The 23001-nt window shown below is 68.7% G+C and carries 26 protein-coding genes; 9 read left to right on the top strand and 17 right to left on the bottom strand.

The features are described from left to right. The 9 genes from G6N45_RS28415 to G6N45_RS21255 form a co-directional block, all read right to left on the bottom strand. The gene (locus tag G6N45_RS28415; protein ID WP_407664227.1) at positions 1 to 120 is read right to left on the bottom strand and encodes a DUF6893 family small protein; all 120 of its coding nucleotides are present in this window, start codon (positions 118 to 120) and stop codon (positions 1 to 3) included. Continuing rightward, positions 111 to 1472, bottom strand: a complete 1362-nt coding sequence (locus G6N45_RS21290; RefSeq protein ID WP_163724348.1) for a hypothetical protein — start codon at positions 1470 to 1472, stop codon at positions 111 to 113. The genes G6N45_RS28415 and G6N45_RS21290 overlap by 10 nt, the downstream gene beginning before the upstream one ends. Next, the gene (locus tag G6N45_RS21285; RefSeq protein ID WP_163724346.1) at positions 1469 to 2122 is read right to left on the bottom strand and encodes a DUF6084 family protein; all 654 of its coding nucleotides are present in this window, start codon (positions 2120 to 2122) and stop codon (positions 1469 to 1471) included. The genes G6N45_RS21290 and G6N45_RS21285 overlap by 4 nt, the downstream gene beginning before the upstream one ends. After that, complete coding sequence (locus G6N45_RS21280) at positions 2119 to 2757, bottom strand: DUF5947 family protein (protein WP_163724344.1); 639 nt, start codon at positions 2755 to 2757, stop codon at positions 2119 to 2121. Before G6N45_RS21280 ends, G6N45_RS21285 begins: the two co-directional genes overlap by 4 nt. Continuing rightward, complete coding sequence (locus G6N45_RS21275; RefSeq protein WP_163724342.1) at positions 2757 to 3710, bottom strand: NifU family protein; 954 nt, start codon at positions 3708 to 3710, stop codon at positions 2757 to 2759. Before G6N45_RS21275 ends, G6N45_RS21280 begins: the two co-directional genes overlap by 1 nt. A gap of 3 nt (positions 3711 to 3713) precedes the next feature. Next, positions 3714 to 5510 (bottom strand): nickel-dependent hydrogenase large subunit, encoded by a 1797-nt coding sequence (locus tag G6N45_RS21270; protein ID WP_163724340.1) that lies wholly within the window; start codon positions 5508 to 5510, stop codon positions 3714 to 3716. 95 nt (positions 5511 to 5605) lie between these two features. Beyond that, a complete protein-coding gene (locus G6N45_RS21265; RefSeq protein WP_163724338.1) occupies positions 5606 to 6661 on the bottom strand; it encodes an NADH-quinone oxidoreductase subunit B family protein in 1056 nt (351 codons plus the stop codon). An 87-nt stretch (positions 6662 to 6748) separates the two neighbouring features. Beyond that, the gene (gene hypB, locus G6N45_RS21260; protein WP_163724336.1) at positions 6749 to 7564 is read right to left on the bottom strand and encodes a hydrogenase nickel incorporation protein HypB; all 816 of its coding nucleotides are present in this window, start codon (positions 7562 to 7564) and stop codon (positions 6749 to 6751) included. A 2-nt stretch (positions 7565 to 7566) separates the two neighbouring features. Beyond that, the gene (locus G6N45_RS21255; RefSeq protein WP_057147315.1) at positions 7567 to 7896 is read right to left on the bottom strand and encodes a hydrogenase maturation nickel metallochaperone HypA/HybF; all 330 of its coding nucleotides are present in this window, start codon (positions 7894 to 7896) and stop codon (positions 7567 to 7569) included. Between the two features lie 322 nt (positions 7897 to 8218). On the opposite strand from G6N45_RS21255, the gene G6N45_RS21250 reads away from it, so the two are divergent. Further along, on the top strand, positions 8219 to 9142 hold the full coding sequence (locus G6N45_RS21250; RefSeq protein ID WP_163724334.1) for an NAD-dependent epimerase/dehydratase family protein: 924 nt from the start codon (positions 8219 to 8221) through the stop codon (positions 9140 to 9142). Between the two features lie 81 nt (positions 9143 to 9223). Here G6N45_RS21250 and G6N45_RS21245 read toward each other — a convergent pair whose 3' ends face one another. After that, positions 9224 to 10114, bottom strand: coding sequence for an alpha/beta hydrolase (locus G6N45_RS21245; protein WP_163724332.1), 891 nt, complete (start codon positions 10112 to 10114; stop codon positions 9224 to 9226). Between the two features lie 157 nt (positions 10115 to 10271). Between G6N45_RS21245 and recA the strand changes: the two genes are divergently transcribed. Together recA and recX are read left to right on the top strand one after the other, a co-directional pair. Continuing rightward, positions 10272 to 11315 (top strand): recombinase RecA, encoded by a 1044-nt coding sequence (gene recA, locus G6N45_RS21240; protein WP_048417569.1) that lies wholly within the window; start codon positions 10272 to 10274, stop codon positions 11313 to 11315. Then, complete coding sequence (gene recX / locus G6N45_RS21235) at positions 11281 to 11811, top strand: recombination regulator RecX (RefSeq protein WP_163724330.1); 531 nt, start codon at positions 11281 to 11283, stop codon at positions 11809 to 11811. Before recA ends, recX begins: the two co-directional genes overlap by 35 nt. Here the strand turns inward: recX and G6N45_RS21230 are convergent. The 6 genes from G6N45_RS21230 to G6N45_RS21205 form a co-directional block, all read right to left on the bottom strand. Beyond that, the gene (locus tag G6N45_RS21230; RefSeq protein WP_163724328.1) at positions 11808 to 12056 is read right to left on the bottom strand and encodes a hypothetical protein; all 249 of its coding nucleotides are present in this window, start codon (positions 12054 to 12056) and stop codon (positions 11808 to 11810) included. The genes recX and G6N45_RS21230 overlap by 4 nt on opposite strands. Beyond that, entirely contained in the window at positions 12053 to 12463 is a 411-nt protein-coding gene (locus tag G6N45_RS21225) for a DUF1622 domain-containing protein (RefSeq protein WP_163724327.1), read from the bottom strand. The genes G6N45_RS21230 and G6N45_RS21225 overlap by 4 nt, the downstream gene beginning before the upstream one ends. Positions 12464 to 12475: 12 nt before the next feature. After that, positions 12476 to 13354 (bottom strand): amino acid ABC transporter permease, encoded by an 879-nt coding sequence (locus G6N45_RS21220; RefSeq protein WP_163724325.1) that lies wholly within the window; start codon positions 13352 to 13354, stop codon positions 12476 to 12478. A gap of 91 nt (positions 13355 to 13445) precedes the next feature. Next, positions 13446 to 14126, bottom strand: coding sequence for an amino acid ABC transporter permease (locus G6N45_RS21215; RefSeq protein ID WP_163724322.1), 681 nt, complete (start codon positions 14124 to 14126; stop codon positions 13446 to 13448). Between the two features lie 22 nt (positions 14127 to 14148). After that, entirely contained in the window at positions 14149 to 14976 is an 828-nt protein-coding gene (locus G6N45_RS21210) for a glutamate ABC transporter substrate-binding protein (RefSeq protein ID WP_057147307.1), read from the bottom strand. Between the two features lie 22 nt (positions 14977 to 14998). Further along, positions 14999 to 15727 carry an amino acid ABC transporter ATP-binding protein gene (locus tag G6N45_RS21205; protein ID WP_082597661.1) on the bottom strand — a complete coding sequence of 243 codons (729 nt, stop codon included), beginning with the start codon at positions 15725 to 15727 and terminating at the stop codon, positions 14999 to 15001. A gap of 129 nt (positions 15728 to 15856) precedes the next feature. Between G6N45_RS21205 and miaB the strand changes: the two genes are divergently transcribed. Both miaB and G6N45_RS21195 read left to right on the top strand, forming a co-directional pair. Further along, on the top strand, positions 15857 to 17428 hold the full coding sequence (gene miaB / locus G6N45_RS21200) for a tRNA (N6-isopentenyl adenosine(37)-C2)-methylthiotransferase MiaB (RefSeq protein ID WP_163724320.1): 1572 nt from the start codon (positions 15857 to 15859) through the stop codon (positions 17426 to 17428). Beyond that, positions 17416 to 18015 carry an Rv2732c family membrane protein gene (locus G6N45_RS21195; RefSeq protein WP_163724318.1) on the top strand — a complete coding sequence of 200 codons (600 nt, stop codon included), beginning with the start codon at positions 17416 to 17418 and terminating at the stop codon, positions 18013 to 18015. The genes miaB and G6N45_RS21195 overlap by 13 nt, the downstream gene beginning before the upstream one ends. Positions 18016 to 18018: 3 nt before the next feature. Here the strand turns inward: G6N45_RS21195 and G6N45_RS21190 are convergent, their stop codons facing one another. Beyond that, positions 18019 to 19401 carry a DUF349 domain-containing protein gene (locus G6N45_RS21190; protein ID WP_163724316.1) on the bottom strand — a complete coding sequence of 461 codons (1383 nt, stop codon included), beginning with the start codon at positions 19399 to 19401 and terminating at the stop codon, positions 18019 to 18021. A 170-nt stretch (positions 19402 to 19571) separates the two neighbouring features. On the opposite strand from G6N45_RS21190, the gene G6N45_RS21185 reads away from it, so the two are divergent. Genes G6N45_RS21185 through dapF form a run of 4 tightly spaced genes read left to right on the top strand, consistent with a single transcriptional unit; the run spans position 19572 to position 22957 of the window. Beyond that, complete coding sequence (locus G6N45_RS21185; protein WP_163724314.1) at positions 19572 to 20447, top strand: DMT family transporter; 876 nt, start codon at positions 19572 to 19574, stop codon at positions 20445 to 20447. Between the two features lie 23 nt (positions 20448 to 20470). Next, entirely contained in the window at positions 20471 to 21157 is a 687-nt protein-coding gene (locus tag G6N45_RS21180) for a class III extradiol ring-cleavage dioxygenase family protein (protein WP_163724312.1), read from the top strand. Further along, the gene (miaA, locus tag G6N45_RS21175) at positions 21154 to 22080 is read left to right on the top strand and encodes a tRNA (adenosine(37)-N6)-dimethylallyltransferase MiaA (protein ID WP_163724309.1); all 927 of its coding nucleotides are present in this window, start codon (positions 21154 to 21156) and stop codon (positions 22078 to 22080) included. The genes G6N45_RS21180 and miaA overlap by 4 nt, the downstream gene beginning before the upstream one ends. Positions 22081 to 22084: 4 nt before the next feature. Then, positions 22085 to 22957 carry a diaminopimelate epimerase gene (gene dapF, locus G6N45_RS21170; RefSeq protein ID WP_163724307.1) on the top strand — a complete coding sequence of 291 codons (873 nt, stop codon included), beginning with the start codon at positions 22085 to 22087 and terminating at the stop codon, positions 22955 to 22957. Positions 22958 to 23001 lie beyond the last annotated feature (44 nt).

Genomic DNA, 23001 nt, shown 5'->3' with positions numbered 1-23001 from the left:
CTACATCCGGCGCATCTTCAGATACCGCTTGGCGTCGGGTACCGATCGAACACCGAGCGTCACCCCCGCCAGAATGACCACCGCGACCACGGCCGTGGCGATCCAGCCGACTACTGCCATCTCGTACTCCTTTCCGGGCTGAGTTCCTGTGTGTCCAGAGGTTCCACTTCGTCGGGCGCGAAGTACAGATAGCGGCCGTACCACTCGTGCAGATCTGCGGCCGGGTCGTCCTCGATCACCACGCCCACGTGGGTCTCTCCGTCGACGGTCTCGTGCACCGAGGTGACGCGGGCGACCTTGTCGGCGTAGAACAGATCCTGGGCGTCGGCGCGCCGGGTGGGCCGCAGTCGCACGCGGCTGCCGCTGCACACCCGAATGCCGTTGACCAGCACGGCGTCCACGCCGGGGCGCACGGCGTCGTCCGCGAGCGGATCCCACCAGTCGACGCCGTCGGGAATCCCTGGGATCAGCCCGGGATCAGGGTCTTGGGCATGGGGATCGCGCAGAACGCCGTGCAGATTCAGCAGAGCCTCGGGGGACATCGTGTCGCACCGGTCGATGATCTGGGCTGCCAGCGGATCGGTGGCGCGGGCCTGTGCCTTCTCGTCATCGGTCATCGTCATGATGCGCAGCGTGAGGATCTCGTCGATTTCGCATGAGTCGTAGAGGGCGCCGTCGCTCTGCTCGGCGATTTCGGGATGGTCGTAGAGGATGATCGGGGAGATCAGCATCAGGTCGCTCGCGTCGGCAGGCCCGGCCAGCACCGGAAAGCACCGATGGCGCCGGCAACGGGCCACCGCGCCGGCCGCCTGCGGCGACGGCTCGAGCAGCGAGATGAACGCCCCGCCCTGCACTTCGGTGAGCACATGGGTACCGATGAGCGACGTGGCGATCGCGTCGTCCTTGCCGGTGACGGCAGGGGTGATGTTATGTACGTCGATGCTCACCCGGGTCAACCCGTCGTCCGGTTCTGCCGACAGCGTCAGGGCGGCGCGCACCTCTCGCCGGGTGCGGACAAGCCGTCCACCGTCGACGATCTCGACTTCGGTGCCGGAGGGTGCGACGAACGGAAGTCGCAGCGAGCCTTCGAGTTCGGCGAGGCGGAACGGCCCGAACGGGATCTCCTGTTCGACGGCCTCGTCCCACGTGAGCCACGACTGGTCACCGGCACCCAGTTCGCCGGCCTGCTCGAATCGACCGTCGCCGGTATCACGCTCGACCGCGCGGTGCTGCAACTGCAGGAAGCGGACGACGACCGTCACCGTCGTCGCGCCATTCGATTCCACGAGTACGTCGGCCGACAGAGCATCGTTCTCGCCGATGCCGTCCTGTTCGGCGCCCTGAGGACCGAGCACCCCGAACTGCCACCGGGACTGGTTCTTGGCCGATGTCGCGCGGTACGGGTAGAGCAGATAGCCCTCGTAGAGCACGGCGTCGGCGATCGCCCGGGCGCGGTCCCAGTCGGTACTCATCGCGCGTCCTGGCCGGCTCGGGCGAGCAGCGACAGGATGGCCTCGTCCTGTGACAGGAGTCCATGTGTGCGCCGGTAGGCAGCGAGTGCGTCGACGGTGTCGCAGTCGAGTCGCAACCAACCGCTGTTCGGGAAGTGTGCTGCGATGACCTCGCGCCACACCGCCACCGGCATGTCATAGCGGTCTTCCCGGTCCCAGGGAATCTGCTGTACGGAGAACCCGCGAGGACCCTGGACGAAAGCCGTTCCACTGAACAGGAACTGCAGCGGCACTGTTCCGTCGCGCAGCGCGTGAAGATACTTCGCGGAGGACACCTCGAAGTCGTAGGTGCACGCCAGCGGCAGCCCGACCTGGGTGGCCCCGCTGAAGCCCTGCACCATGGCCGTCGTGTGCTGCCACAGGAACGTGTGCTGGGTGCCCACCCAACGCTCGCGCGTCCCGAACAGATCGGTCAGACCGTCGGCCTCGGCGTCGGAGTACGGGCGCCGCAGCGGATCGATGCGGACTTGACAGCGCAGCGCGATCGCGTGGATGGGTTCGTCGCCGATCGCGGCGATGCCGACCCGCGCGGTGAGGGTGGGTGTCACCGCGTACTGCTCGGGAAACACGTCCAAAACCGCGAACGTCACCTCGGTCGCCGGGCCCGTCATCGCGCGAGCACCTTGCTGCGCTCTGCGACCGTCTCGAAGAACTCGTTCATGTACCGGCGTGCGTCCTGCCCGCCGTCGAAGCCGCGCCACAGCATCCGTAGTCGGCCGACGAATTCGTAGCAGGCGTCGATCGGCAACAGGTGGCAGACCGGCGCCCCGGTCCCGTCCTGGGGAACCCTCACCAGCAACGCCTCGGTGTCCTCAGCCAACGAATCCACCCGATGGTCGGCGGCCCGAAGCTCGTTCCAGGACTCCAGATCCAGCTCGGATTCGGTGGCACCCGCCGGGCCGGGATAGAACGCCACCGTCCGGTCGAGGTGGGAGTTCCGAAAGAAGAATGCCACCCCCACCGGAATCTGCAGTGCCTCCCACCGGCGGCGGTCGAGTGCGAAGTCCGGGAACGCCAGGTACCGATCCGGCACCGCGCGGTAGCGCAGGCCGGCATGGCTGTCGGTGAACAACAGATAACAGCCTCGGCAGACACACATCAGTTGCCGGCCCTCGACATTGACCACGTGCTGATGCGCGTCAGCGATCCCCTCGGCGCACATCTCGCAGGATTCCCCCGGCGGCCGCGGGGCGGTCCGGTTGGCGCGTATGCGGGCCAGTACGTCGTAGGCGCTCGCGGAGCTCATCAGGCCACGCTCGCGGCCGTCGAACGGGGGAGCGCCACGGAGAGCACACCTGAACGGATCAGCACCGGAACCGGTTCCAGATATGCGCTGCCTCCCGGGGTTTCGTCGATCGGCGCCCCGGCATGCACGACGTCGAAGTGGGCGTGACATCGCGGGCATCGCAACACCACATCGGCTGAGGCCATCCGGCGATGAAGGACCGCGCCCGCGAGCGACTCTCCGCACCCTCCGCAGCGATCCTGATAGGCGTACACGTCGTCGCCGACGCGGCACGCCAGCACTGTCGTCCCTGCCACCCTGAAGCCACCGACCTCGCCGGGCGCCAGCTCGGACAGGGTGGGAACAGGATGCCAGGCCGCCGGTACGTGGACACCGGCCCGCACATGTTCCAGTAGCGACTCTGCCGAAATGACTGCGGACGCCGCCGCCGTGCCCTTCTCCGATTGCTGCGCAACCACTTCGATCGAGGAGATCTCGGGCGCCGCGGCCCGCACGGCGTCCTCGACGGCCAGTTCGAGCGTGACGGCCGAGGACGGGCATCTCCGGCAACTGCCGGAGAACTGTAGACGCACCACCTCGCCGTCGACGTCCAGCAGGTGCACGTCGCCACCGTGCGAACCCAGGTAGGGCCGTACGGTGTCCAGCGCGGCGGCGATCCGGCGTTCGACGGGATGCGGGTGCAAACCGTGCACCAGCAGCAGGCTTGCGACGAGGTCGTCGGCGGCGATGTCGTCGCCCACGTCGGGAGCGGCCCGCATCGCGAGCGCCAGCAGCCGTTGCAGACCCGCACCGTAGAGGTCGGTGATCTCGCGGACCAGTTGCTCGGCACGTTCCCGAGCGGCGGCACCGCCCGATGCAGACGCGTCGAGCAGCGCCTGTATCCGATCACCCGCTGCGCGCCAGTGCTCGTCCGGCACCGATACGTCCGGGTCCGACGAACCAGGCGGGTCCATACGTTATTCCCCGGTGACGGATTGCGTGGGTGAGTGCAGCAGGTCCAGGCTCTTGCCCGCGCCCAGGTACATGTGCACCCCGCACGGCAGACAGGGATCGAAGCTGCGCACCGTTCGCATGATGTCGATGCCCTTGAAGTTCTCCCGGCCGTTCTCCTCGAAGATCGGCTGCCCCTGCACCGCGTCCTCGTAAGGTCCCGGCGTGCCGTAACTGTCACGGGGATTGGCGTTCCACGGCGTCGGCGGGTACGGGTGGTAGTTGGCGATCTTGCCGTCACGGATCACCATGTGATGGGACAGCACACCGCGCACCGCCTCGGTGAAGCCGCAGCCGATGCCCTCCTCGGGGACCTCGAACTTCTCCCACGTCTTCGTGTTGCCGGCCCGGATCTCGACCAACGCCTTCTCGGCGAAGTGCAAGGCGCTGGCAGCCGCGTAGGCCTGGAAGTAGGTGCGGGCGCGATTGCGCTCCAGCGTGTTGCTTCCGTAGGTCGGGATCTTCCACTCGAACTCCACCGGACCCTTCAGCGCGGTCTTCGGAAGGTTGATCTGGACGCTGGTACCGGTGGACTTCACGTAACCGATGTCGACCAGACCGGCGAGCGCAGTGGACCACAGCCGGGCCAGCGGTCCGCCGCCGGTGTCGAGTGCGAGATGGTCCTTGCCGTCGAACCACCGCGGCGACATCACCCAGCTGTAGTTGTCCTCGAAGTCACGCTTCTGCGGCTTGGGGTTGGTGTGCTGGTTCCACGGGTGCCGGCGGTCCACGGGGTTGCCGAGCGGATCCGTCTTGACGAACATCTCCTGGTCTTCCCAGTCGTCGTAATACGAACTGCCCAGGAGGATCCGGATGCCGAGGTTGATGTCGACCAGCGACGTGGTCACCAGCTTGCCGTCGACGACCACGCCGGGCGTGACGAACATCTTGCGGCCCCAGTCCTCCATGTCCTTGTAGGCGAAGTTGCAGTGCTCGGGGTCCTGGAACGAACCCCAGCAGCCGAGCAGCGTGCGCCGCAAGCCGACCTGGTCGTAGCCCGGAAGTGCCTCGTAGAAGAAATCGAAGAGGTCGTCGTGCATGGGCACGACCTTCTTCATGAACTCGACGTAGCGCATCAGCCGGGTCATGTAGTCGGTCATCAGCTGGATCGTCGCGCTGGTACCGACGCCGCCCGGGTACAGCGTGGAGGGATGGACGTGCCGGCCTTCCATGAGGCAGAACATCTCGCGCGTCCACCGGCTGACCTGCAACGCCTCGCGGTAGAACTCCCCGGTGAACGGGTTGAGCGCACGCATGATGTCGGCGATGGTGCGGTAGCCGTGCATGTCGGCATGCGCAGACTGGGTGTTCTCGGCCTTGGCCAGCACGCTCGGATTGGTCTCGGAGACCATCTTCTCGCAGTAGTCCACCCCGACCAGGTTCTCCTGGAAGATGTTGTGGTCGAACATGTATTCGGCGGCCTCACCCAGGTTGACGATCCACTCGGCGATATGCGGCGGTTGCACGCCGTACGCCATGTTCTGCGCATAGCACGAGCACGTTGCGTGGTTGTCGCCGCAGATCCCGCAGATACGGCTGGTGATGAAGTGCGCGTCGCGCGGATCCTTGCCCTTCATGAAGATGGAGTAACCCCGGAAGATCGACGACGTGCTGTGGCACTCGACGACCTCGCGGTTGTCGAAGTCGATCTTGGTGTAGATGCCGAGGCTGCCGACGATCCGGGTGATGGGATCCCATGCCATCTCCACCAGCTGGCCGGGCTCACGGTTCACATGGGACGGTTTGGGGATGATCGTTGTCATCGAATCCTGCTCTTTCTTCTGATGCGCTGTGCTGCAACGACTTTCGGAGAAATGGACGTCGGCGCAGGATGAACGCGCGCCGGAGAGGCCCGCACCTACCAGGTGCGCGTCGCTCCGGTCTCCAGTTTCGTGCCGGGATGCCGCCATTTCGGCTCTTTGTCGACGGTGCGACCCGTCACGTGGCGCAGACTGCGGATGACCGATCCGTACAGGCCAGAGGCGGCGGTCGAGACCTTGCCGCCGGGAGGCTCGTCCATGAACGGCATGAACTTGTCCGGGAACCCCGGCATGGTGCAGCCGATGCAGATGCCGCCGACATTCGGGCAACCGCCGATCCCGTTGATCCACCCTCGTTTGGGCACGTTGCACTTTACCACTGGACCCCAGCAGCCAAGTTTGACAATGCATTTCGGCGAGCCGTACTCGGTCGCGAAATCACCCTGCTCGTAGTAGCCCGCTCGGTCACAGCCCTCGTGCACCGACTGGCCGAACAGCCAGGTGGGCCGCAGCGCGTCATCGAGCGGGATCATCGGGGCCTGCTCGGTGGCCATGTACAGCAGATAGGTCAGCGTCTCGGCCATGTTGTCCGGATGTGCCGGGCATCCCGGAACGCAGACGATCGGGATGCCGGCCTTGCTCTTCCACTCCCACCCGAGATAGTCGGGGACACCCATGGCTCCGGTGGGGTTTCCCGCCATAGCGTGAATGCCACCGTAGGTGGCGCAGGTGCCCACGGCCACGATCGCTGTCGCCTTGGGCGCCAATCGATCCAGCCATTCGCTGGTGGTCATCGGCTGACCGGTTGCCGGGTCGTTGCCGAACCCGCACCAATATCCATCATCGTGGAGCTTCTCGTTCGGGATGGACCCCTCGACGACCAACACGAACGGTTCGAGCTCGCCCCTGTCGGCCTTGAAGAACCATTCGAGGAAATCGTCGGCACCACCGTTGGGTCCGCACTCGAAATCGATCAGGGGCCAATGCACGGCGATCTTGGGCAGACCGGGCAGAGCGCCAAGGGCGATCTCCTCGATGCTGGGCTGTGTGGCGGCAGTCAACGCCACGGAATCGCCGTCACAACTCAATCCGGCGTTGATCCACAGCACGTGAATCAAGGCCTGTTCTGCTTTGACTGCTGCCTCTGTAGGCATCGCCACAGCTTTCCGAGCTCCGGGCTGGGGAGCCCTGCGCCAATGGAGTCGACCGTCGGCCCACTTGCGAGGCGCTAACTTTTGGGTCTACTCCGGCTGCTTTGTCTTGTCAACGGAATCTGACGACATCGGACCGTTTCGGTGCCGGTTTGCCAGGTCTGCAATCCAGTCGTACCAATCGGAGACACCTTCACCCGAGACCGCCGACACTGGCAATAGGTTGACGCCGGGATTGAGCGACCGCGCGTAGGCAGCGCACAAGTCAAGATCAAAGTCCACATACGGCAGCAAGTCCGTCTTGTTGACGACGACCAAGCTTGCGGCGGCAAACATGTGAGGGTACTTCAGCGGCTTGTCTACACCTTCGGTCACCGAGATCACCACGACTTTGCTGAGTTCGCCGAGATCGAACATGGCGGGGCAGACGAGATTTCCGACGTTCTCGATGAACAACAGCGATCCGGGTTCCGGTTGGAGCGTGTCGAGGGCGCGGCGCACCATGTCCGCGTCGAGATGGCAGCCGGCTCCGGTGTTGATCTGCACCGCGCGAGCGCCGGCTGCCTTGATGCGGTTCGCGTCGAGCAGTGTCTCTTGATCTCCTTCGATCACGGAAATGGGTTGCTGCCCGCCGAGGTCACGAATGGTGCGTTCGAGAAGGGTGGTCTTGCCGGCCCCGGGCGAACTCGTGATGTTGAGCGCCGAGATGTTGCGCTCGGCCAGCCACCTGCGGTTCTCCTCGGCTACCCGATCGTTCTTCGCGAGGACCTTCTGCTCGAGGGTCACGGTCTCGGTGTGGATGCGCTCATGGGGATGTTCATGACCGTGGGGATGTTCGTGACCGTGCGGATGGCCCGCCAACGTGATGACCGCACCCTCGTCGCCGCAGCCGCAGGTTGCGCACATGCTCAACTCACTTCCATGGAGAGAATCCTCAGGTCCCGGCCCTCGAGCACCTCGACATCGGCACTGCCACACGGGCACAGCAGGATGAAATCCGTCAGGACGAAGCAGCCGCCGCAGACGCGGCAGCGTCCAGCGCCGGGGCGCAGGTCGATGTCGAGCTGTGCGCCCTCGGCCAGGGTGCCTTCGGTGGCGAGCTCGAAGCAGAACTGCATCGAGTCCGGGACCAGTGCGCACAACGCCCCGATCTCCAGCCTGACGCCGTACACGCGCCGACCGGCGGCGTGCTCACACACGGCATCGACGACACTCTGGGTGATCGCCATCTCGTGCATGAGAGTCCGTTTCCGTGGCGGATGCCCCCACGATAGGACCGTTGCATGCGGCGCGTCCAGGACCGGCAGCGCAGCGACGTCGGCGAACACAGAAGGATTGTTCGGTGGCGGCGCATTGTTCTTGTGCAGGGGTCGATCGTAAGAGCCGTGGGCGCGGTCGCGACCGATGCGAGTCTGGGCCGCCGTCGTTGCAGAAGCCAGGTGATCGGAATGCGCGCACTCGATGCCACCCTCACGATGCTTCTGTTGCGCCGCAACGTCGCTCGGCCGGTGGCTGGCCGCGGGTTGCGCAACTCGATCACAGCGGTGGCATGGTGGAGGCATGGCTGGCGAACATGACAAGGTCATCGTGGTCACCGGAGCCAACGGGTTCGTCGGGGCTCGGACCTGCGCCGCGTTGGCGCAGCGGGGTGCCCGGATACGCGCTGTCGTACGCCGGAAAGGTGTCGCACCGCGCCTCGACTCCGTTGAGGAGTGGGTAGGCGCGTTCGGTGATCAGCGTTTCGCTGCCGAGGTGGTGGCGGGAAGCAGCGCTGTCGTCACGACCGTCCATCCGATGGGCTCGGACCGCGCGACCCAACACAGGGTCGCCGTCGAAGGGACGCCGGTGCTGGCCCGAGCGGCGGGCAGCGGGGGCGCCGCTCGGCTGGTGCATCTGTCAACGGCAGCCGTGTACGACCGCGGCCCCGACGCGGGCGATGTCGACGAGTCCGCTGCGCTGGTCGGTGACGACGCCGGCGACTATCCGGTCACCAAGCGTGACACCGACGCGGCGCTCGCTCAGGTCCATGGCATCACCCGAATTCTGGTGCGCCCGCCCGCCATCCTCGGGCCAGGCCCCACATCGATCTGGAATACCCTACGTCCGCGGGCGATGGCGCGTGAAGAGTCGGCGCACCGCACCAATCCGGACAAGACGTTCGCGTGGGTGCACGTCGACGACCTCGCGGAGTTACTGGCTGATCTGGCGACCGAGCGAATCCCCACCTCCCGAGACGTGGAGCGCGGCCCACTCGATGGCGGCTGCACGGCCGTCAACGTCGCCGGCGGTCCGGCCACCCAGCGCGAATACGTCACCGTCGTCACCGGCGCGCTGGGCGTCGAGCCGGTCTGGGACGACGGACCTGCATGGACGGGCCAGATCGTGGCCGACCGGGCTCACCGCTGGGGGTGGACGCCACGCATCGGGACAGCGCAAGCGCTGGAGGAGCTGCGCGAGGGGTTGCGGTCAGGGATGACCGACTGACGCCGGTACCGCGAATCTGATTTCCCGCCAGGGAAATTCGAGTGGCTCGCCGCGTTCATCGACCGAAGTCCGTGAGGGCGGTCATGCGCTGAACACCCGGCGCAGGAAATCGAGCTGGTCGGCCTTGACCTGCGGGTCGTTGTAGATGTCGAAATGGCCGCAGGGGTATCGGCGTAACTCGCCGCGCGGTGCGCGCTGCGCGGCCGCGATCGTCGGTCCGGGCGGGGTGACGGCGTCGTTCTCGCACACGCAGACCAGCAGCGGCATGGCCAGCCGGGCGGTCTTGGTGCCGGGCCGGTCGAATCCCAGCCGCAGGCCCACTCGTGCGCTGAACTCGTTGCGCCACAACGAGTCGGCGCCGACGATGGCCTCGAATCCGGGCCGGGCGTCGGGGGAGGTCATCGCCGCGAGTTCGCCCCGATCGCCGACGGCGGCCATCAGGTGGGGCGGCCTGCCGCGCCACGCGCCGATCTGATCCCGGATGCCGGCGACGATCGCTTTGGGCACGAACGACAGCGGTTGGACCCGTAGCGTCGCGAGCCCGTCGGTGAACGGCGCCTGCGAGATCACCGCCGCGATGCGCGGATCCTCGGCGGCGACGGCCAGTACGTGCCCGCCGCTGAACGACGAACCCCAGACCACGATGCGGTCGGGGTCGACGCCGTCGAGGTGGCGGGCCCACTCCACGACGGTGTGGTAGTCGGCGCGCTGCATGCCGATGTCGAGCAGCTGCCGCGGCTGCCCGGTCGAGGCGCCGAAGCCGCGGTAGTCGAACACGACCACGACATAGCCGGCCGCGCAGAACGCCTCGGCGTAGGGCGGCAGCCCGTCGTCGCGGGTGGCGGTGAACCCGTGGGCCATCACAACGCACGGCCTCCCGCTGCCAGCCGCACCGGGCGCGTCCGGTTCGTACAGGTAGGCGGCGATCTGGTCGCGGCCGGTCGGGATGCGGACGTCTCGTGATGGAGTCATGGCCGAAAAACTAACCCGTCGGCGTGTCCACTTGAATCGAACACCTGTTCGTCTACTGTGGGTGGAGTTCGCCCCCGCGACTTGTCGGTGCCCTGGCCTAGCGTCACGGCCAACCGACCGAGAACCGGTCGACAACGACTACCCGGAGAGGTACATCATGGCGCAGCAAGCCCCTGATCGCGAGAAGGCCCTGGAACTGGCGCTCGCCCAGATCGACAAGAACTTCGGCAAGGGCTCGGTGATGCGGCTGGGCGACGAGGTGCGTCAGCCCATCTCGGTCATCCCGACCGGCTCCATCGCTCTCGATGTCGCGCTCGGCATCGGTGGGTTGCCGCGCGGCCGCGTCGTCGAGATCTACGGCCCGGAATCCTCGGGTAAGACCACCGTCGCCCTGCACGCGGTGGCTAATGCCCAGGCCGCCGGCGGCATCGCGGCGTTCATCGACGCCGAGCACGCACTGGACCCGGACTATGCCAAGAAGCTCGGCGTGGACACCGATGCACTGCTGGTCAGCCAGCCCGACACCGGTGAGCAAGCACTGGAGATCGCCGACATGCTGGTGCGTTCCGGCGCCATCGACCTCATCGTCATCGACTCGGTCGCCGCGCTGGTGCCCCGCGCCGAGATCGAGGGCGAGATGGGGGACAGCCATGTCGGTCTGCAGGCCCGGCTGATGAGCCAGGCGCTGCGGAAGATGACCGGTGCGCTGAACAACTCGGGCACCACCGCGATCTTCATCAACCAGCTGCGCGAGAAGATCGGCGTGATGTTCGGGTCGCCCGAGACCACCACGGGCGGTAAGGCGCTGAAGTTCTACGCCTCGGTGCGCCTGGATGTGCGACGGATCGAGACGCTCAAGGACGGCACCGACGCGGTGGGCAACCGCACGCGCGTCAAGGTCGTCAAGAACAAGGTGTCGCCGCCGTTCAAGCAGGCCGAGTTCGACATCCTCTACGGCAAGGGCATCAGCAAGGAAGGGTCGCTCATCGACATGGGCGTCGAGCACGGCTTCATCCGCAAGTCCGGCTCCTGGTTCACCTACGAGGGGGAGCAGCTGGGGCAGGGCAAGGAGAACGCCCGCAACTTCCTGCTCGAGAACGTCGACGCCGCCAACGAGATCGAGAAGAAGATCAAGGAGAAGCTCGGTATCGGCGCCGTCGTCACGGATGACGATGTCCTCCCCGCTCCCGTCGACTTCTGATCGTGCCGAGCAGGCGCGGGCCCTGTGCCTGCGCCTGCTCACCGCGCGGGCCCGGACGCGCTCGGAGCTCGAAGACCGGCTGGCCAGACGCGGCTACCCCGACGAGGTCAGCGCCCAGGTGCTCGACCGGCTTGCGCAGGTCGGACTGATCGACGACGAGGACTTCGCCGAGCAGTGGGTGCGGTCGCGGCAGCTGCACGCCGGAAAAGGCAAGCGCGCGTTGGCCGCCGAGCTGCGCAACAAGGGCGTCGACAACGAGGTGATCACCGCGGCGCTGTCCGGCATCGACGCGGGCGCCGAACGCACCCGTGCAGAGCAACTGGTCCGCGACAAGCTGCGCCGGGAGAAGCTCGGCGACCCGGGGGACCGGGACGCCGAGAACAAGGTGGCGCGGCGGCTGGTCGGCATGTTGGCACGGCGCGGCTACGGCCAGACGATGGCGCTGGATGTGGTGACCGCCGAACTCGCCAACGAACGGGAGCGGCGCCGGGTCTAGCGTGCCGGGCGCAGATCCACGGTGAGACTGCGGGTGACGACGCGCCGGACGGCGATCAGCGCGACGACCCCCAGGATCGCCGCCCACGACAGGTCGACGCTCAACCGCAGCAGCCCGGCCGCGGTGAACAGCTCGATCATCACCCGTAGTGCGGGCAGCGGCTGGTGGAAGACGAGCAGGGCGGCGATCCCGAGGACGATGCCGGCGATCGCCAGGCACCATGACGCGTTGGCGACGATGCTCACGGAACCGGTGGAGACGCGGGGCGGGGCGGTCGCTTGAGCGCCTCGATCTCGCGCTGCTCTTGGGTGATCTCGCGGTTGAGGAAGTAGTTGAGCAGTGTGCGGATGGCCGCGATCGCCGCGAGCTTGCCGATCTCGGCGAACGACGGTGAGATCGCGGTCCGCAACACGTCCGCGGCGAGCTGGAATTCCAGCCCCAGCACAAGGAAGCGTGCCAGCGAGAGCCGAACCGCCGAGAACTGGTTGATGTCGCGGCGGGTCAGCGCGGCGACGAACTTCACGATCGCCACGATGGCGCCGATCATGATGACGATCGCGCCGCACGCTTCGATCAACCGCACCATCAGGTCGACCGTGGACCTCAGCGCCGACTCCGGCAGGATCTCGATCGCGAACAGGGAGCGCGTCATCGCCGACTCGCCTCACACGCCGCGGCTGCGGTCACCCTGCAATTCCAGCGGTTCTGCCTCCATCGGCGCGGGCCCCCTGCGGGAGCGCCTCATCCGGGCCTCCAGCTTCGTCGCCAACCACGACAGCGCGAAGTTCAGACTGATCATCAACAGCGCGATCACGATCAGCGCCGGGATGTAATTGCCGTACGACGAGCCGACATTGGTGCCTTGCCGCACCAGTTCGACGAACGTGATCTGGTAGCCCAGCGCGGTGTCCTTGAGGACCACCACCACCTGGGAGATCAGCACCGGCAGCATCGACGTGACGGCCTGGGGGAGCAGGATCGACCGCATCGTCTGGCCTGAGGTGAGGCCCAGCGCCGATGCCGCCTCCGCCTGGCCCTTCGGCAGCGCGTGCACGCCCGCACGCACGATCTCGGCGATCACCGCGCCGTTGTACAGCGTCAGCCCGGTGATGACGCCGGCCAGCGCAAGATGCTTGGACGCGAACACGTCGTAGTTGGCGTAGAGGAAGTAGGCGAAGATCATCATGATCAGTACCGGCACCGCGCGGAAGAACTCCACGATCACCGACGCCACCCACCGGATCACGGTGTTCGTCGAGAGCCGGCCCACGCCCAGCACGAAGCCCAGCACCAGCGCCAGCGCAATCGACACCGCGGCCGCGGTCAGCGTGCCCTCGATGCCCGGCAGGATGTAGGTCCGCCACAGGTCACCGGTCAGGAACGGCTCCCACTTCGCGGCGGTCAGCTGTCCCTTGGCCTCCAACCGGGTGTAGACGAGCCACGCCACCGCCACCACCACGACCACGGTGACCGCCGAGACCACCCGGTTGCGCACCCGCGCCCGCGGCCCCGGCGCGTCGAAGAGGACTGAAGACCCCGTCACGCCTGCTCACTTTCTTCCGGCGAGCAGACACAGAATCGGGTGTTTCGCGGCGATTCCACGCGAGTTTGTGTCTGCTCGCGGGAGATGCCCGTCACCTGGCCACCGCCAATCGCCGGCCCAGCCAGCCGAACAGCAGTCCCAGCGGCAACGTGAGGATCACGAAGCCGAACGCGAAGATCGATCCCACCACCAGCACCGCCGCGGTGTTCTCGATCATCTCCTTCATCAGCAGCGCCGCTTCGGCCACGCCGATCGCCGAGGCGATGGTGGTGTTCTTGGTCAGCGCGATCAGCACCGATCCCAGCGGGATGATGACCGCGCGAAAAGCTTGCGGCAGCAGGACGATCCGCAAATTCTGAGAGAACGTCAGCCCCAGCGACCGGGCCGCCTCGGCCTGGCCGAGCGGCACCGTGTTCACCCCGGACCGCACCGTCTCACAGACGAACGACGCCGTGTAGACGGTGAATCCGAGCACCGCCAGTCGAAACCCGCTGTCGGCGATGAACGTCGGCGAGGTTCGGCTCGCCAGCGTGATGCCGAGCGTCTGTGCGAGCCCGAACGAGCAGAACAGCACGATCAGCGTGAGCGGCGTGTTGCGCACGATGTTGACGTAGGTGGTGCCGATCCAGTTCAGCATCGGCACCGGAGCCAGCCGCATCGCGGCCAGCCCCGTGCCCACCACCAGCGCTCCGATCGCGGAATACACCGTCAGCTGGATCGTCGTCCAGAACGCGGCGAAGATCTCGGCGCGGTACTCGGTGAAAATCTCCACTGCGGCGCGGGCCCGGAGCCGACTACTTGTCGAGCGGCGGCGGCGCGGGCGCGGTGATGCCGGCCGGACCGAGGTTCTTGTCGAACGCCGCCTTCCAGGCGCCGCTGTCCTCCATCTTCTTCAGCGCGTCGTTGATCTTGGTCTGCAGCTCGGTGTCGTCCTTCTTCAGGCCGATTCCGTAGCGCTCCTCGGAGAACGGCTCGCCGACGATCTTAAACGCGCCCGGGCTCTGCGCGGCATAGCCGGCGAGGATGACCTCATCGGTGGTGACGGCGTCCACCGCGCCGTTCTTGAGCGCCTCGACGCACGCCGAGTAGGTGTCGTACTGCTGCAGCTGCACCTTCGGGTACTCGTCCTTGATCTTCTGCGCCGGCGTCGAGCCCGACACCGAGCACAGGATCTTGTTCTCCAGCGAGGCCTTGCCGGTGATGTCGTTGTTGTCCGACCGGACCAGCAGGCTCTGGCCGGTGATCAGGTACGGGCCTGCGAAGGACACCTTCTCCTTGCGGGCGTCGGTGATCGAGTAGGTCGCGGCGATGAACGTGACCTGATCGTTCTGGATCAGGTTCTCGCGCTGCGCCGACGGCGACTCCTTCCATTCGATCTTGTCGGGCGCGTAGCCCAGCTCCCCGGCGACATAGGTGGCCACGTCGACGTCGAAGCCGCTCATCGTGCCGTCGGGATTCTTCATCCCGAGGCCGGGCTGATCGAACTTGGTGCCGATGGTGATGGTGTCGCCACCGCCGCCACCGCCACTGCCCCCGCTGTCGCCACCGCCGCAGGCGGTCGCAGCGAAGGGGAGGGCGACGGCCAGGGCGAGCGCGGCAGCGGCGCGCGGGGAAAGACGCATGATGAAGGGGTTCCTTTCGGGGTCAGTGATGAAGGATCTTGCCGAGAAAGTCTTTGGCGCGCTCCGAGGTCGGATGGTCGAAGAACTGCGCCGGTTCGGCGTCCTCGACGATCGCGCCGTCGGCCATGAACACCACGCGGTTGGCGGCCCGGCGTGCGAAGCCCATCTCGTGGGTGACCACCAGCATCGTCATGCCCTCGGCGGCCAGGTCGGTCATCACGGAGAGGACCTCGTTGATCATCTCCGGGTCCAGCGCGCTGGTGGGCTCGTCGAACAGCATCACCTTCGGGCTCATCGCCAGGGACCGGGCGATGGCCACGCGTTGCTGCTGACCGCCCGACAGCTGGGCCGGGTACTTGTCGGCCTGGTTGGCCACCCCCACCCGCTCGAGCAGCTTCATCGCCGCCTCCCGCGCGTCGCCCTTGTTCTTCTTACGCACCTTCATCGGGGCGAGCATCACGTTCTCGACGATCGTCTTGTGCGCGAACAGGTTGAACGACTGGAACACCATGCCGACGTCGCTGCGCAGTTGCGCGAGTTTGCGGCCCTCCTCGGGCAGCGTCTGACCGTCGATCGCGATCGTTCCCGAGTCGATGGTCTCGAGCCGATTGATGGTGCGGCACAACGTCGATTTGCCCGAGCCGGACGGGCCGATGACGACGATGACCTGTCCCTTGCCGACCTCGAGGTCGATGTCCTGCAGTACGTGCAGGGAGCCGAAGTGCTTGTTGACCGCCTTCATCGAGATCATCGGCACGTCAGGGGACTCCCTGGGGCTCTCCATGGGTGCTGACCTTACCCAGGGAACGCCCAGCATGCTCCGAACTCGGCAATCCGCTGGGGACTCGCCGGTGCGGGAGCCATCGCGGCCCGCCGTAGGATGGTGGCCGTGACATCGGTGGTGAGCAGGCCCAGCGACTCGGCGGCGACCGGTCCGGCTGCGCGCACCTTCCAGGTCCGCACCTACGGCTGTCAGATGAACGTGCACGACTCCGAGCGGCTCGCCGGCCTGCTCGAGGACGCCGGATACCGGCGGGCCGACGAGGGAACCGATGCCGACATCGTGGTGTTCAACACGTGCGCGGTGCGCGAGAACGCCGACAACAAGCTCTACGGCAACCTCAGCCATCTCGCGCCGCGCAAGCAGGCCGATCCGGCCATGCAGATCGCCGTCGGCGGCTGCCTGGCGCAGAAGGATCGCGACACCGTGCTGACCAAGGCGCCGTGGGTCGACGTCGTGTTCGGCACGCACAACATCGGATCGCTGCCCGCACTGCTGGACCGGGCCCGGCACAACCGCACCGCGCAGATCGAGATCGCCGAGGCGTTGCAGGAGTTCCCCTCCGCGCTGCCCGCGAGTCGCGAATCGGCCTATGCGGCATGGGTTTCCATCTCGGTGGGCTGCAACAACACCTGTACCTTCTGCATCGTGCCGTCCCTGCGCGGCAAGGAGGTCGACCGCCGACCCGGCGACGTGCTGGCCGAGGTGCAGACCCTGGTCGACCAGGGCGTGCTCGAGATCACGCTGCTCGGTCAGAACGTCAACGCCTACGGGGTCTCCTTCGCTGCGGACGAGCGCTTGCGCGAGGACCCGACGCTGTGGTCGGGTCAGCCCCGTGACCGCGGCGCGTTCGCGAAGCTGCTGCGCGCGTGCGGCCGGATCGACGGACTCGAGCGGGTGCGCTTCACCTCGCCCCACCCGGCCGAGTTCACCGACGACGTCATCGACGCGATGGCCCAGACGCCCAACGTGTGCCCGACCCTGCACATGCCGCTGCAGTCGGGCTCCGACCGCATCCTGCGTGCGATGCGGCGCTCCTACCGGGCCGACAGGTACCTCGGGATCATCGACCGGGTGCGTGCCGCGATCCCGCACGCCGCGATCACCACCGATCTCATCGTCGGATTCCCCGGGGAGACCGAGGAGGACTTCCAGGCCACCCTCGACGTCGTCGCGGCCGCGCGCTTCGCCAGCGCGTTCACCTTCCAGTACAGCAAGCGCCCCGGCACACCCGCCGCTGAGCTGCCTGGCCAGATCCCGAAAGCCGTTGTCTCGCAGCGCTATCAGCGTCTGATCGAGCTCCAGGAGAAGATCTCGCTGGAGGAGAACGTCGCGCAGGTCGGCCGGACGGTCGAGGTGCTGGTCGCCACCGGCGAGGGTCGCAAGGACGCCGCCACGGCCCGGATGTCCGGCCGCGCCCGTGACGGCAGGCTCGTGCACTTCGCCCCAGGCCCGGACAAGGACCGGATCCGCCCCGGCGACGTCGTCGTGACCACGGTGACCGGCGCCGCGCCGCACCACCTGATCGCCGACGCCGGGCCGATCAGGCTCCGCGCCACCCGCGCCGGGGACGCGCACGCGGCGGGACAGCGGCCCCGCACGGGCGTCGGCCTCGGCATGCCCGCCATCGGCGTCCCGCAGGTGCAGCCCACCGCCGGATGTGCGCGGTGAGTCCGGAGTCGCCCCGCGACGACGATTTCGACTACCTCCGGGAGGACATCGAAGCCGCCGAACGCCGCATCGCCCGCGAGATCGACCCCGGTCCTCGCGCGCTGGCGATCGCGATCTTCGTGTTCGCGCTGCTGACCACGCTGGTGCTGCCGCACGCAGGCGACGCCCGTGGGCTCGATGTGCTGGTCGGCTCGGATGCCGCGCACGCCAGCGGTATCGCGCTGCCTCACCGGGTGTTCGCCTGGCTGGCCCTGGTCTTCGGCGGCGGCTTCTCGATCCTGGCGCTGCTGACCCGGCGGTGGGCGCTGGCCTGGGTGGCGCTGGCCGGGTCGACCGTCGCGTCGTTCCTCGGGCTGCTCGCGGTGTGGTCCCGCCAGACCGCCGCCTCGCAATATCCCGGCCCTGGGATCGGGCTGCTCATCGCGTGGTTCGCGATGATCCTGCTGGCGTATCACTGGGCCCGCGTGGTCGCGGCGCGCAGCGCGCTGCAGCTGGCCACCGAGGAACATCGCCGACGGCTGACCGCCGAGCGCGAGCGCAGAGGACTGCTCGACCGCTTCGGCGACGACGAGCCGCCCGCGCCCTAGCCGCTAGCGCTTCCTGCCCAGCGCGTCCGCGGCGGCCTCGGCCCACTGACGCCACTGTTCGGCGTTGGCCCGCGCCTGCTCGGCGTCCTTCGTGCGGCCCGCCGCCTCGGCTTTCTCCGCCTGCCGTTCGAACTGCTCGGCGCGTTCCCGGAACTGGTCGGCGCGGGCCTGCGCCTCGGGGTCCACCCCGCCGGTCGGCGCGTCGCGGATCTTCTTCTCCACCGCGCGCATCCGCCGCTCCAGCTCGGCGGCGCGCTCCCGCGGCACCTTGCCGATGGCGTCCCACTTGTCGCCGATCGCGCGCAACGCCGCCCGCGCCGCCTCACGATCGGCGGGATCGAGCCGTTCCGCCTCGGCCAGCAGAGCCTCCTTCGCGTCCGCGTTGGCGCGGAACTCGGCGTCCCGCTCGGCGGTGGCGGCATTGCGGGCGGAGAAGAACCGGTCCTGGGCGCTCTTGAACCGCTGCCACAGCGCGTCGTCGACGTCCTTGGCGGCCCGGCCCGCGGCCTTCCACTCACCCAACAGGTCGCGGAAGACGGCCGAGGTGGATCCCCAGTCGGTGGAGTCGCACAACTCTTCGGCGCGTACGCACAGCGCCTCCTTGGCCTGCCGGGCGCCGGCCCGCTCGCGGTCGAGTTCGGCGAAATGCGAGCCGCGGCGCCGGTTGAACGTCTCGCGGGCCGCCGAGTAGCGCTTCCACAGGGCGTCGTCGGTCTTGCGGTCGACGCCGCTGATCGTCTTCCACTCGTCGAGGATCGCCCGCAGCCGGTCGCCCGCGGCCTTCCACTGCGACGCGGTGGCGGCCAGCTCCTCTGCCTCGGCGGCCAGCGCCTCCTTGCGGGCCGTCTGCTGTGCCCGGAACTCCTCGCGCTTGGCCTTCTCCTCCTGGGAGGCGCCCTCGGCCTGCTCGACGATCGCCGCCAGCCGGGCGGCGAGTGCGTCCACGTCGCCCAGCACGTGCGCCTCGGGCAGGCTCTCGGCCAGCGCCGAGGCGGCCGACCGGATCTTGCGCGCGTCACCCGACCCCGAGGCGAGCCGGCGTTCGAGCAGCACCACCTCGGTCTGCAGGTCGTCGAAGCGGCGGCCGAAGTGCACGTAGGCGGCCTCGGCGTCACCGGCCTGCCAAGAGCCGATGGTGCGTTCGCCGGAGGCGGTGATGAGCCACACCGTGCCGTCGGGGTCGACGCGACCGAACCGGTGGGGATCGCTGGACGGCACTGCCGCGACCGCCGCTGCGGCCACCGGCGGCGCCGGGCGGGGCCCGGGACGCGCCGGCCCCGGTTTCGGGCGGGCGGCGGACGGACCGGGGGTCGGCGCCGACGACGGCGTGGGATCCGGTTCCTGCTGTCCGGCCTCGGAGGATCCGCCGGGTTCGGTGATCGTCATGTGCGTTACCTCAGTCCTCCGCGCGGTCTCCGCGCACCGTGCCGCGCAGCGCGGCGCCTCACAAGCTCCGACCGCTATTCAAACAGGTTGCCCGGCGCTGCGCCCACGCCTTGGCGCCGGTGATCTCTAGGCTCGGTGCGAAAACCGGCCGGACCGGGGAGGAGGTGGAGATGGCGAAAGCGGACATCGCCGCGGTGCTGGCGCTGGCCGCTGCGTTCTTCATCGCCGTCGGCGACGTCATCCATCAGCGGTCCGCACACGAGGTCACCGAGAAACCGGTCGGCCATCTCGAGCTCTTCGCCCGGTTGCTGCGCGACGGCCGGTGGTGGCTGGGCAGCGGCGTCGCCGCGATCGGTTTCGCGCTGCAGGCCGCGGCACTGGGCCTGGGGTCGGTGCTGCTGGTGCAGGCGCTGCTGGTGACGTCGCTGCTGTTCGCCCTGCCCATCAGCGCGCGGCTGTCAGGGCGACGGGTGACCCGCTGGGAATGGCTGTGGGCGGCGCTGCTGGCCGCGGCCGTGGCCGTCATCGTCACGGTCGGCGATCCGACCGCCGGCGCGTCGCGGGCGTCGCTGCACACCTGGCTGTGGGTGGCCGCCGCTCTCGGTCCGGCGATGGCCCTGTGTCTGCTCGGAGCCCAGATGGCATCGCCCGCAACCAGCGCGGTGCTGTTGGCCGCGGTGTCGGGCGGGCTGTGGGGGCTGTTCGCGGTGCTGACCAAGGCGGTGGTGGACCGGCTGGATGTGACGAGCTGGGCGGGCATCGGCGCGCTGCTGGGCACCCCCGAGCTGTACGCGTGGGCGGCGGTGGCGGTGGCGGGCACCGCGATGCAGCAGGCGTCGTTCCGGTCGGGCGCGCTGACGGCCTCGCTGCCGACCATGACGGTCGCCGAGCCGGTGGTCGCCAGCGCACTGGGCGTCGCGGTGCTCGGCGAGACTTTGCGCCCCGGGGAGACCGGGGTGTTCGTGCTGGTCGCCGCCGTGGGCGTGATGGTGGTCGCCACCGTGGCGCTGGCCCGTGGCGAAGCCGCCACCCGCGAACCCGCCTGAGGCGCGGCGGCTAGGTTGGTGGCGTGCTGAGCGCCATCGCGATCGTCCCGTCGGCGCCCGTCATGGTTCCCGAACTGGCCGGCGCCGCGGCCGCCGAGACGGCCGACCTGCGGGCCGCGGCGATCGCCGCCGCCGCCGAGCTTCCGTCGCGCTGGGTGGCCGTCGGCGTCGCAGCGGCCGAGACCGTCAGCGGGCCCGACGCCGTCGGCACGTTCGCCGGCTACGGCGTCGACGTCCCGATCCGGCTGTCCGGCACGGCAGAGGGCGCGCCGACCGCGTTACCGCTGTGTGCGCTGATCACCGGATGGCTGCGCGGACTCGCGCGCCCGGAGGCCGTCACCGAGGTGCGCGCCTTCGGCGCAGGCACACCCGCGCAGGCCGCACTGACCGCCGGGCGGGCCCTGCGCGCCGAACTAGACGGCGCCGACGACGACGTCGGGGTGCTCGTCGTCGCCGACGGCGCGAACACCCTGACCGCGTCGGCCCCGGGCGGTCACGACCCGGACTCGGTGCCGGCGCAGGCCGCGCTCGACGAGGCGCTCGCCGCTGGACGCGTCGCCGGCCTGGCCGACCTGCCCGACGGGATCGTGGGCCGAGTCGCCTACCAGGTGCTGGCCGGGCTGGCCGAACCGGCGCCGCGCACCGCCGACGAGCGCTACCGCGGCGCGCCCTACGGCGTCGGCTACTTCGTCGGCCTCTGGACGCCGTGACGGCGGTACGCCCGCTGGCCGTCGTCGGGCCGACCGGAACCGGCAAGTCGGAGCTGGCCCTGGCCGTCGCGGAACTGCTGAGGGCGGAGAGGTCGGCTGAGGTCGTCAATGCCGACGCCATGCAGCTCTACCGCGGCATGGACATCGGCACCGCGAAGTTGAGCGTCGCCGAGCGGCGCGGAATCCCGCATCACCAGCTCGGCGTCCTCGACGTCACCGAGACCGCGACCGTCGCCCGCTACCAGCAGGCCGCGGCCGCCGACGTCGAGGCGATCGCGGCACGCGGGGCGGTACCCGTCATCGTCGGCGGGTCGATGCTCTACATCCAGTCGCTGCTCGACGCGTGGTCGTTTCCCGCCACCGACCCCGCGGTCCGGGTCCGCTGGGAGGCCCGGCTGGCCGAGATCGGCGTCGCCGCGCTGCACCGGGAACTGGAGCGGGTGGATCCGGCCGCAGCCGCATCGATCCTGCCCACCGACGGTCGGCGCATCGTGCGGGCGCTGGAGGTCGTCGAACTGACCGGCCGGCCGTTCGCGGCGTCGGCACCCACCATCGGGCCGCCCCGCTGGAACACCGCGATCATCGGATTGGATTGGCCCACAGAGGTTCTCGACCATCGCCTGGCCCGCCGGACGGACACCATGTTCGCCGCCGGGCTGGTCGACGAGGTGATCGCGCTGCAGGCCCGCGGCCTGCGCGACGGTGTCACCGCGGCACGCGCGCTGGGCTACGCACAGGTGCTGGCCGACCTGGACGCCGGCGGAGACGGCAGCGCGGCCCGCGAGCCGACGTTCCTGGGCACCCGCCGCTACGTCCGCCGGCAGCGGTCCTGGTTCCGCCGCGACCACCGCATCACCTGGCTCGACGGTGCCGCGGCGGGAAACGCCGAAACGGCCGTGCGGATCTGGCGCGACGTATCCTGACCTCGTGAAGTTCGCCAAGGGCCACGGGACGCAGAACGACTTCGTCGTGCTGCCCGACCTGGACGCCCGGCTGACCCTGGCGCCGGCCGCGGTGGCCGCGCTGTGCGACCGCAGGCAGGGACTGGGCGCCGACGGGGTGCTGCGCGTGACCACGGCGGGCGCGGCCCGTGCCGCGGGCGTGTTCGACCGGCTGCCCGAGGGCCTCGCCGGCGACGACTGGTACATGGACTACCGCAACGCCGACGGCTCCATCGCCCAGATGTGCGGCAACGGGGTGCGGGTGTTCGCGCACTATCTGCGGGCCAGCGGGCTTGAGTCTCGCCCCGAGTTCGTGGTCGGCTCGCTGGCCGGGCCGCGGCCGGTGGTGCTGCACGCCGCCGACGCCGTGCGCGCCGACGTGACCGTCGAGATGGGCAAGGCCAACGTGACGGGATCCGGCGCCGCGACCGTGGGCGGACACCCGTTCACCGGCCTGGCCGTCGACGTCGGCAACCCGCATCTGACGTGTGTCGACCCGGCGCTGAGCACCGTGGGGCTGGCGGCGCTCGACGTCGCGGCGCCGGTGGCGTTCGATGCCGCCCAATTCCCCGGCGGGGTGAACGTGGAGGTGCTCACCGCTCCCGCTGACGGCGCGGTGTCGATGCGGGTCCACGAGCGTGGGGTGGGGGAGACGCGGTCCTGCGGCACCGGGACGGTCGCGGCGGCCGTCGCCGCGCTGGCCCATCAGGGTGCGGCGACCGGTGCGCTGACCGTGCGCATCCCCGGCGGCGAGGTCGTCGTCACGATCACCGACGCCACCAGCTACCTGCGCGGACCGTCTGTTCTGGTGGCCGACGGCGAACTCTCCGAGGAATGGTGGGCAGCGTGCGGACGTTAAACGAGGTGCATGAAAAGTGATCTCCGTGCGAACCTTGGTTCGCC

The sequence above is a fragment of the Mycolicibacterium psychrotolerans genome (assembly GCF_010729305.1).
GTDB classification, from domain to species: Bacteria; Actinomycetota; Actinomycetes; order Mycobacteriales; family Mycobacteriaceae; genus Mycobacterium; species Mycobacterium psychrotolerans.
This window is presented reverse-complemented; position numbering and strand designations above follow the sequence as displayed.

What these genes read in the sequence shown, in the direction of transcription:
- G6N45_RS28415 (WP_407664227.1), bottom strand. Translation starts at nt 120, where the DNA reads ATGGCAGTAGTCGGCTGGATCGCCACGGCCGTGGTCGCGGTGGTCATT.
- G6N45_RS21290 (WP_163724348.1), bottom strand. Translation starts at nt 1,472, where the DNA reads ATGAGTACCGACTGGGACCGCGCCCGGGCGATCGCCGACGCCGTGCTC.
- G6N45_RS21285 (WP_163724346.1), bottom strand. Translation starts at nt 2,122, where the DNA reads ATGACGGGCCCGGCGACCGAGGTGACGTTCGCGGTTTTGGACGTGTTT.
- G6N45_RS21280 (WP_163724344.1), bottom strand. Translation starts at nt 2,757, where the DNA reads ATGAGCTCCGCGAGCGCCTACGACGTACTGGCCCGCATACGCGCCAAC.
- G6N45_RS21275 (WP_163724342.1), bottom strand. Translation starts at nt 3,710, where the DNA reads ATGGACCCGCCTGGTTCGTCGGACCCGGACGTATCGGTGCCGGACGAG.
- G6N45_RS21270 (WP_163724340.1), bottom strand. Translation starts at nt 5,510, where the DNA reads ATGACAACGATCATCCCCAAACCGTCCCATGTGAACCGTGAGCCCGGC.
- G6N45_RS21265 (WP_163724338.1), bottom strand. Translation starts at nt 6,661, where the DNA reads ATGCCTACAGAGGCAGCAGTCAAAGCAGAACAGGCCTTGATTCACGTG.
- hypB (WP_163724336.1), bottom strand. Translation starts at nt 7,564, where the DNA reads ATGTGCGCAACCTGCGGCTGCGGCGACGAGGGTGCGGTCATCACGTTG.
- G6N45_RS21255 (WP_057147315.1), bottom strand. Translation starts at nt 7,896, where the DNA reads ATGCACGAGATGGCGATCACCCAGAGTGTCGTCGATGCCGTGTGTGAG.
- G6N45_RS21250 (WP_163724334.1), top strand. Translation starts at nt 8,219, where the DNA reads ATGGCTGGCGAACATGACAAGGTCATCGTGGTCACCGGAGCCAACGGG.
- G6N45_RS21245 (WP_163724332.1), bottom strand. Translation starts at nt 10,114, where the DNA reads ATGACTCCATCACGAGACGTCCGCATCCCGACCGGCCGCGACCAGATC.
- recA (WP_048417569.1), top strand. Translation starts at nt 10,272, where the DNA reads ATGGCGCAGCAAGCCCCTGATCGCGAGAAGGCCCTGGAACTGGCGCTC.
- recX (WP_163724330.1), top strand. Translation starts at nt 11,281, where the DNA reads ATGACGATGTCCTCCCCGCTCCCGTCGACTTCTGATCGTGCCGAGCAG.
- G6N45_RS21225 (WP_163724327.1), bottom strand. Translation starts at nt 12,463, where the DNA reads ATGACGCGCTCCCTGTTCGCGATCGAGATCCTGCCGGAGTCGGCGCTG.
- G6N45_RS21210 (WP_057147307.1), bottom strand. Translation starts at nt 14,976, where the DNA reads ATGCGTCTTTCCCCGCGCGCCGCTGCCGCGCTCGCCCTGGCCGTCGCC.
- G6N45_RS21205 (WP_082597661.1), bottom strand. Translation starts at nt 15,727, where the DNA reads ATGATCTCGATGAAGGCGGTCAACAAGCACTTCGGCTCCCTGCACGTA.
- miaB (WP_163724320.1), top strand. Translation starts at nt 15,857, where the DNA reads ATGGTGGCCGTGACATCGGTGGTGAGCAGGCCCAGCGACTCGGCGGCG.
- G6N45_RS21195 (WP_163724318.1), top strand. Translation starts at nt 17,416, where the DNA reads ATGTGCGCGGTGAGTCCGGAGTCGCCCCGCGACGACGATTTCGACTAC.
- G6N45_RS21190 (WP_163724316.1), bottom strand. Translation starts at nt 19,401, where the DNA reads ATGACGATCACCGAACCCGGCGGATCCTCCGAGGCCGGACAGCAGGAA.
- G6N45_RS21185 (WP_163724314.1), top strand. Translation starts at nt 19,572, where the DNA reads ATGGCGAAAGCGGACATCGCCGCGGTGCTGGCGCTGGCCGCTGCGTTC.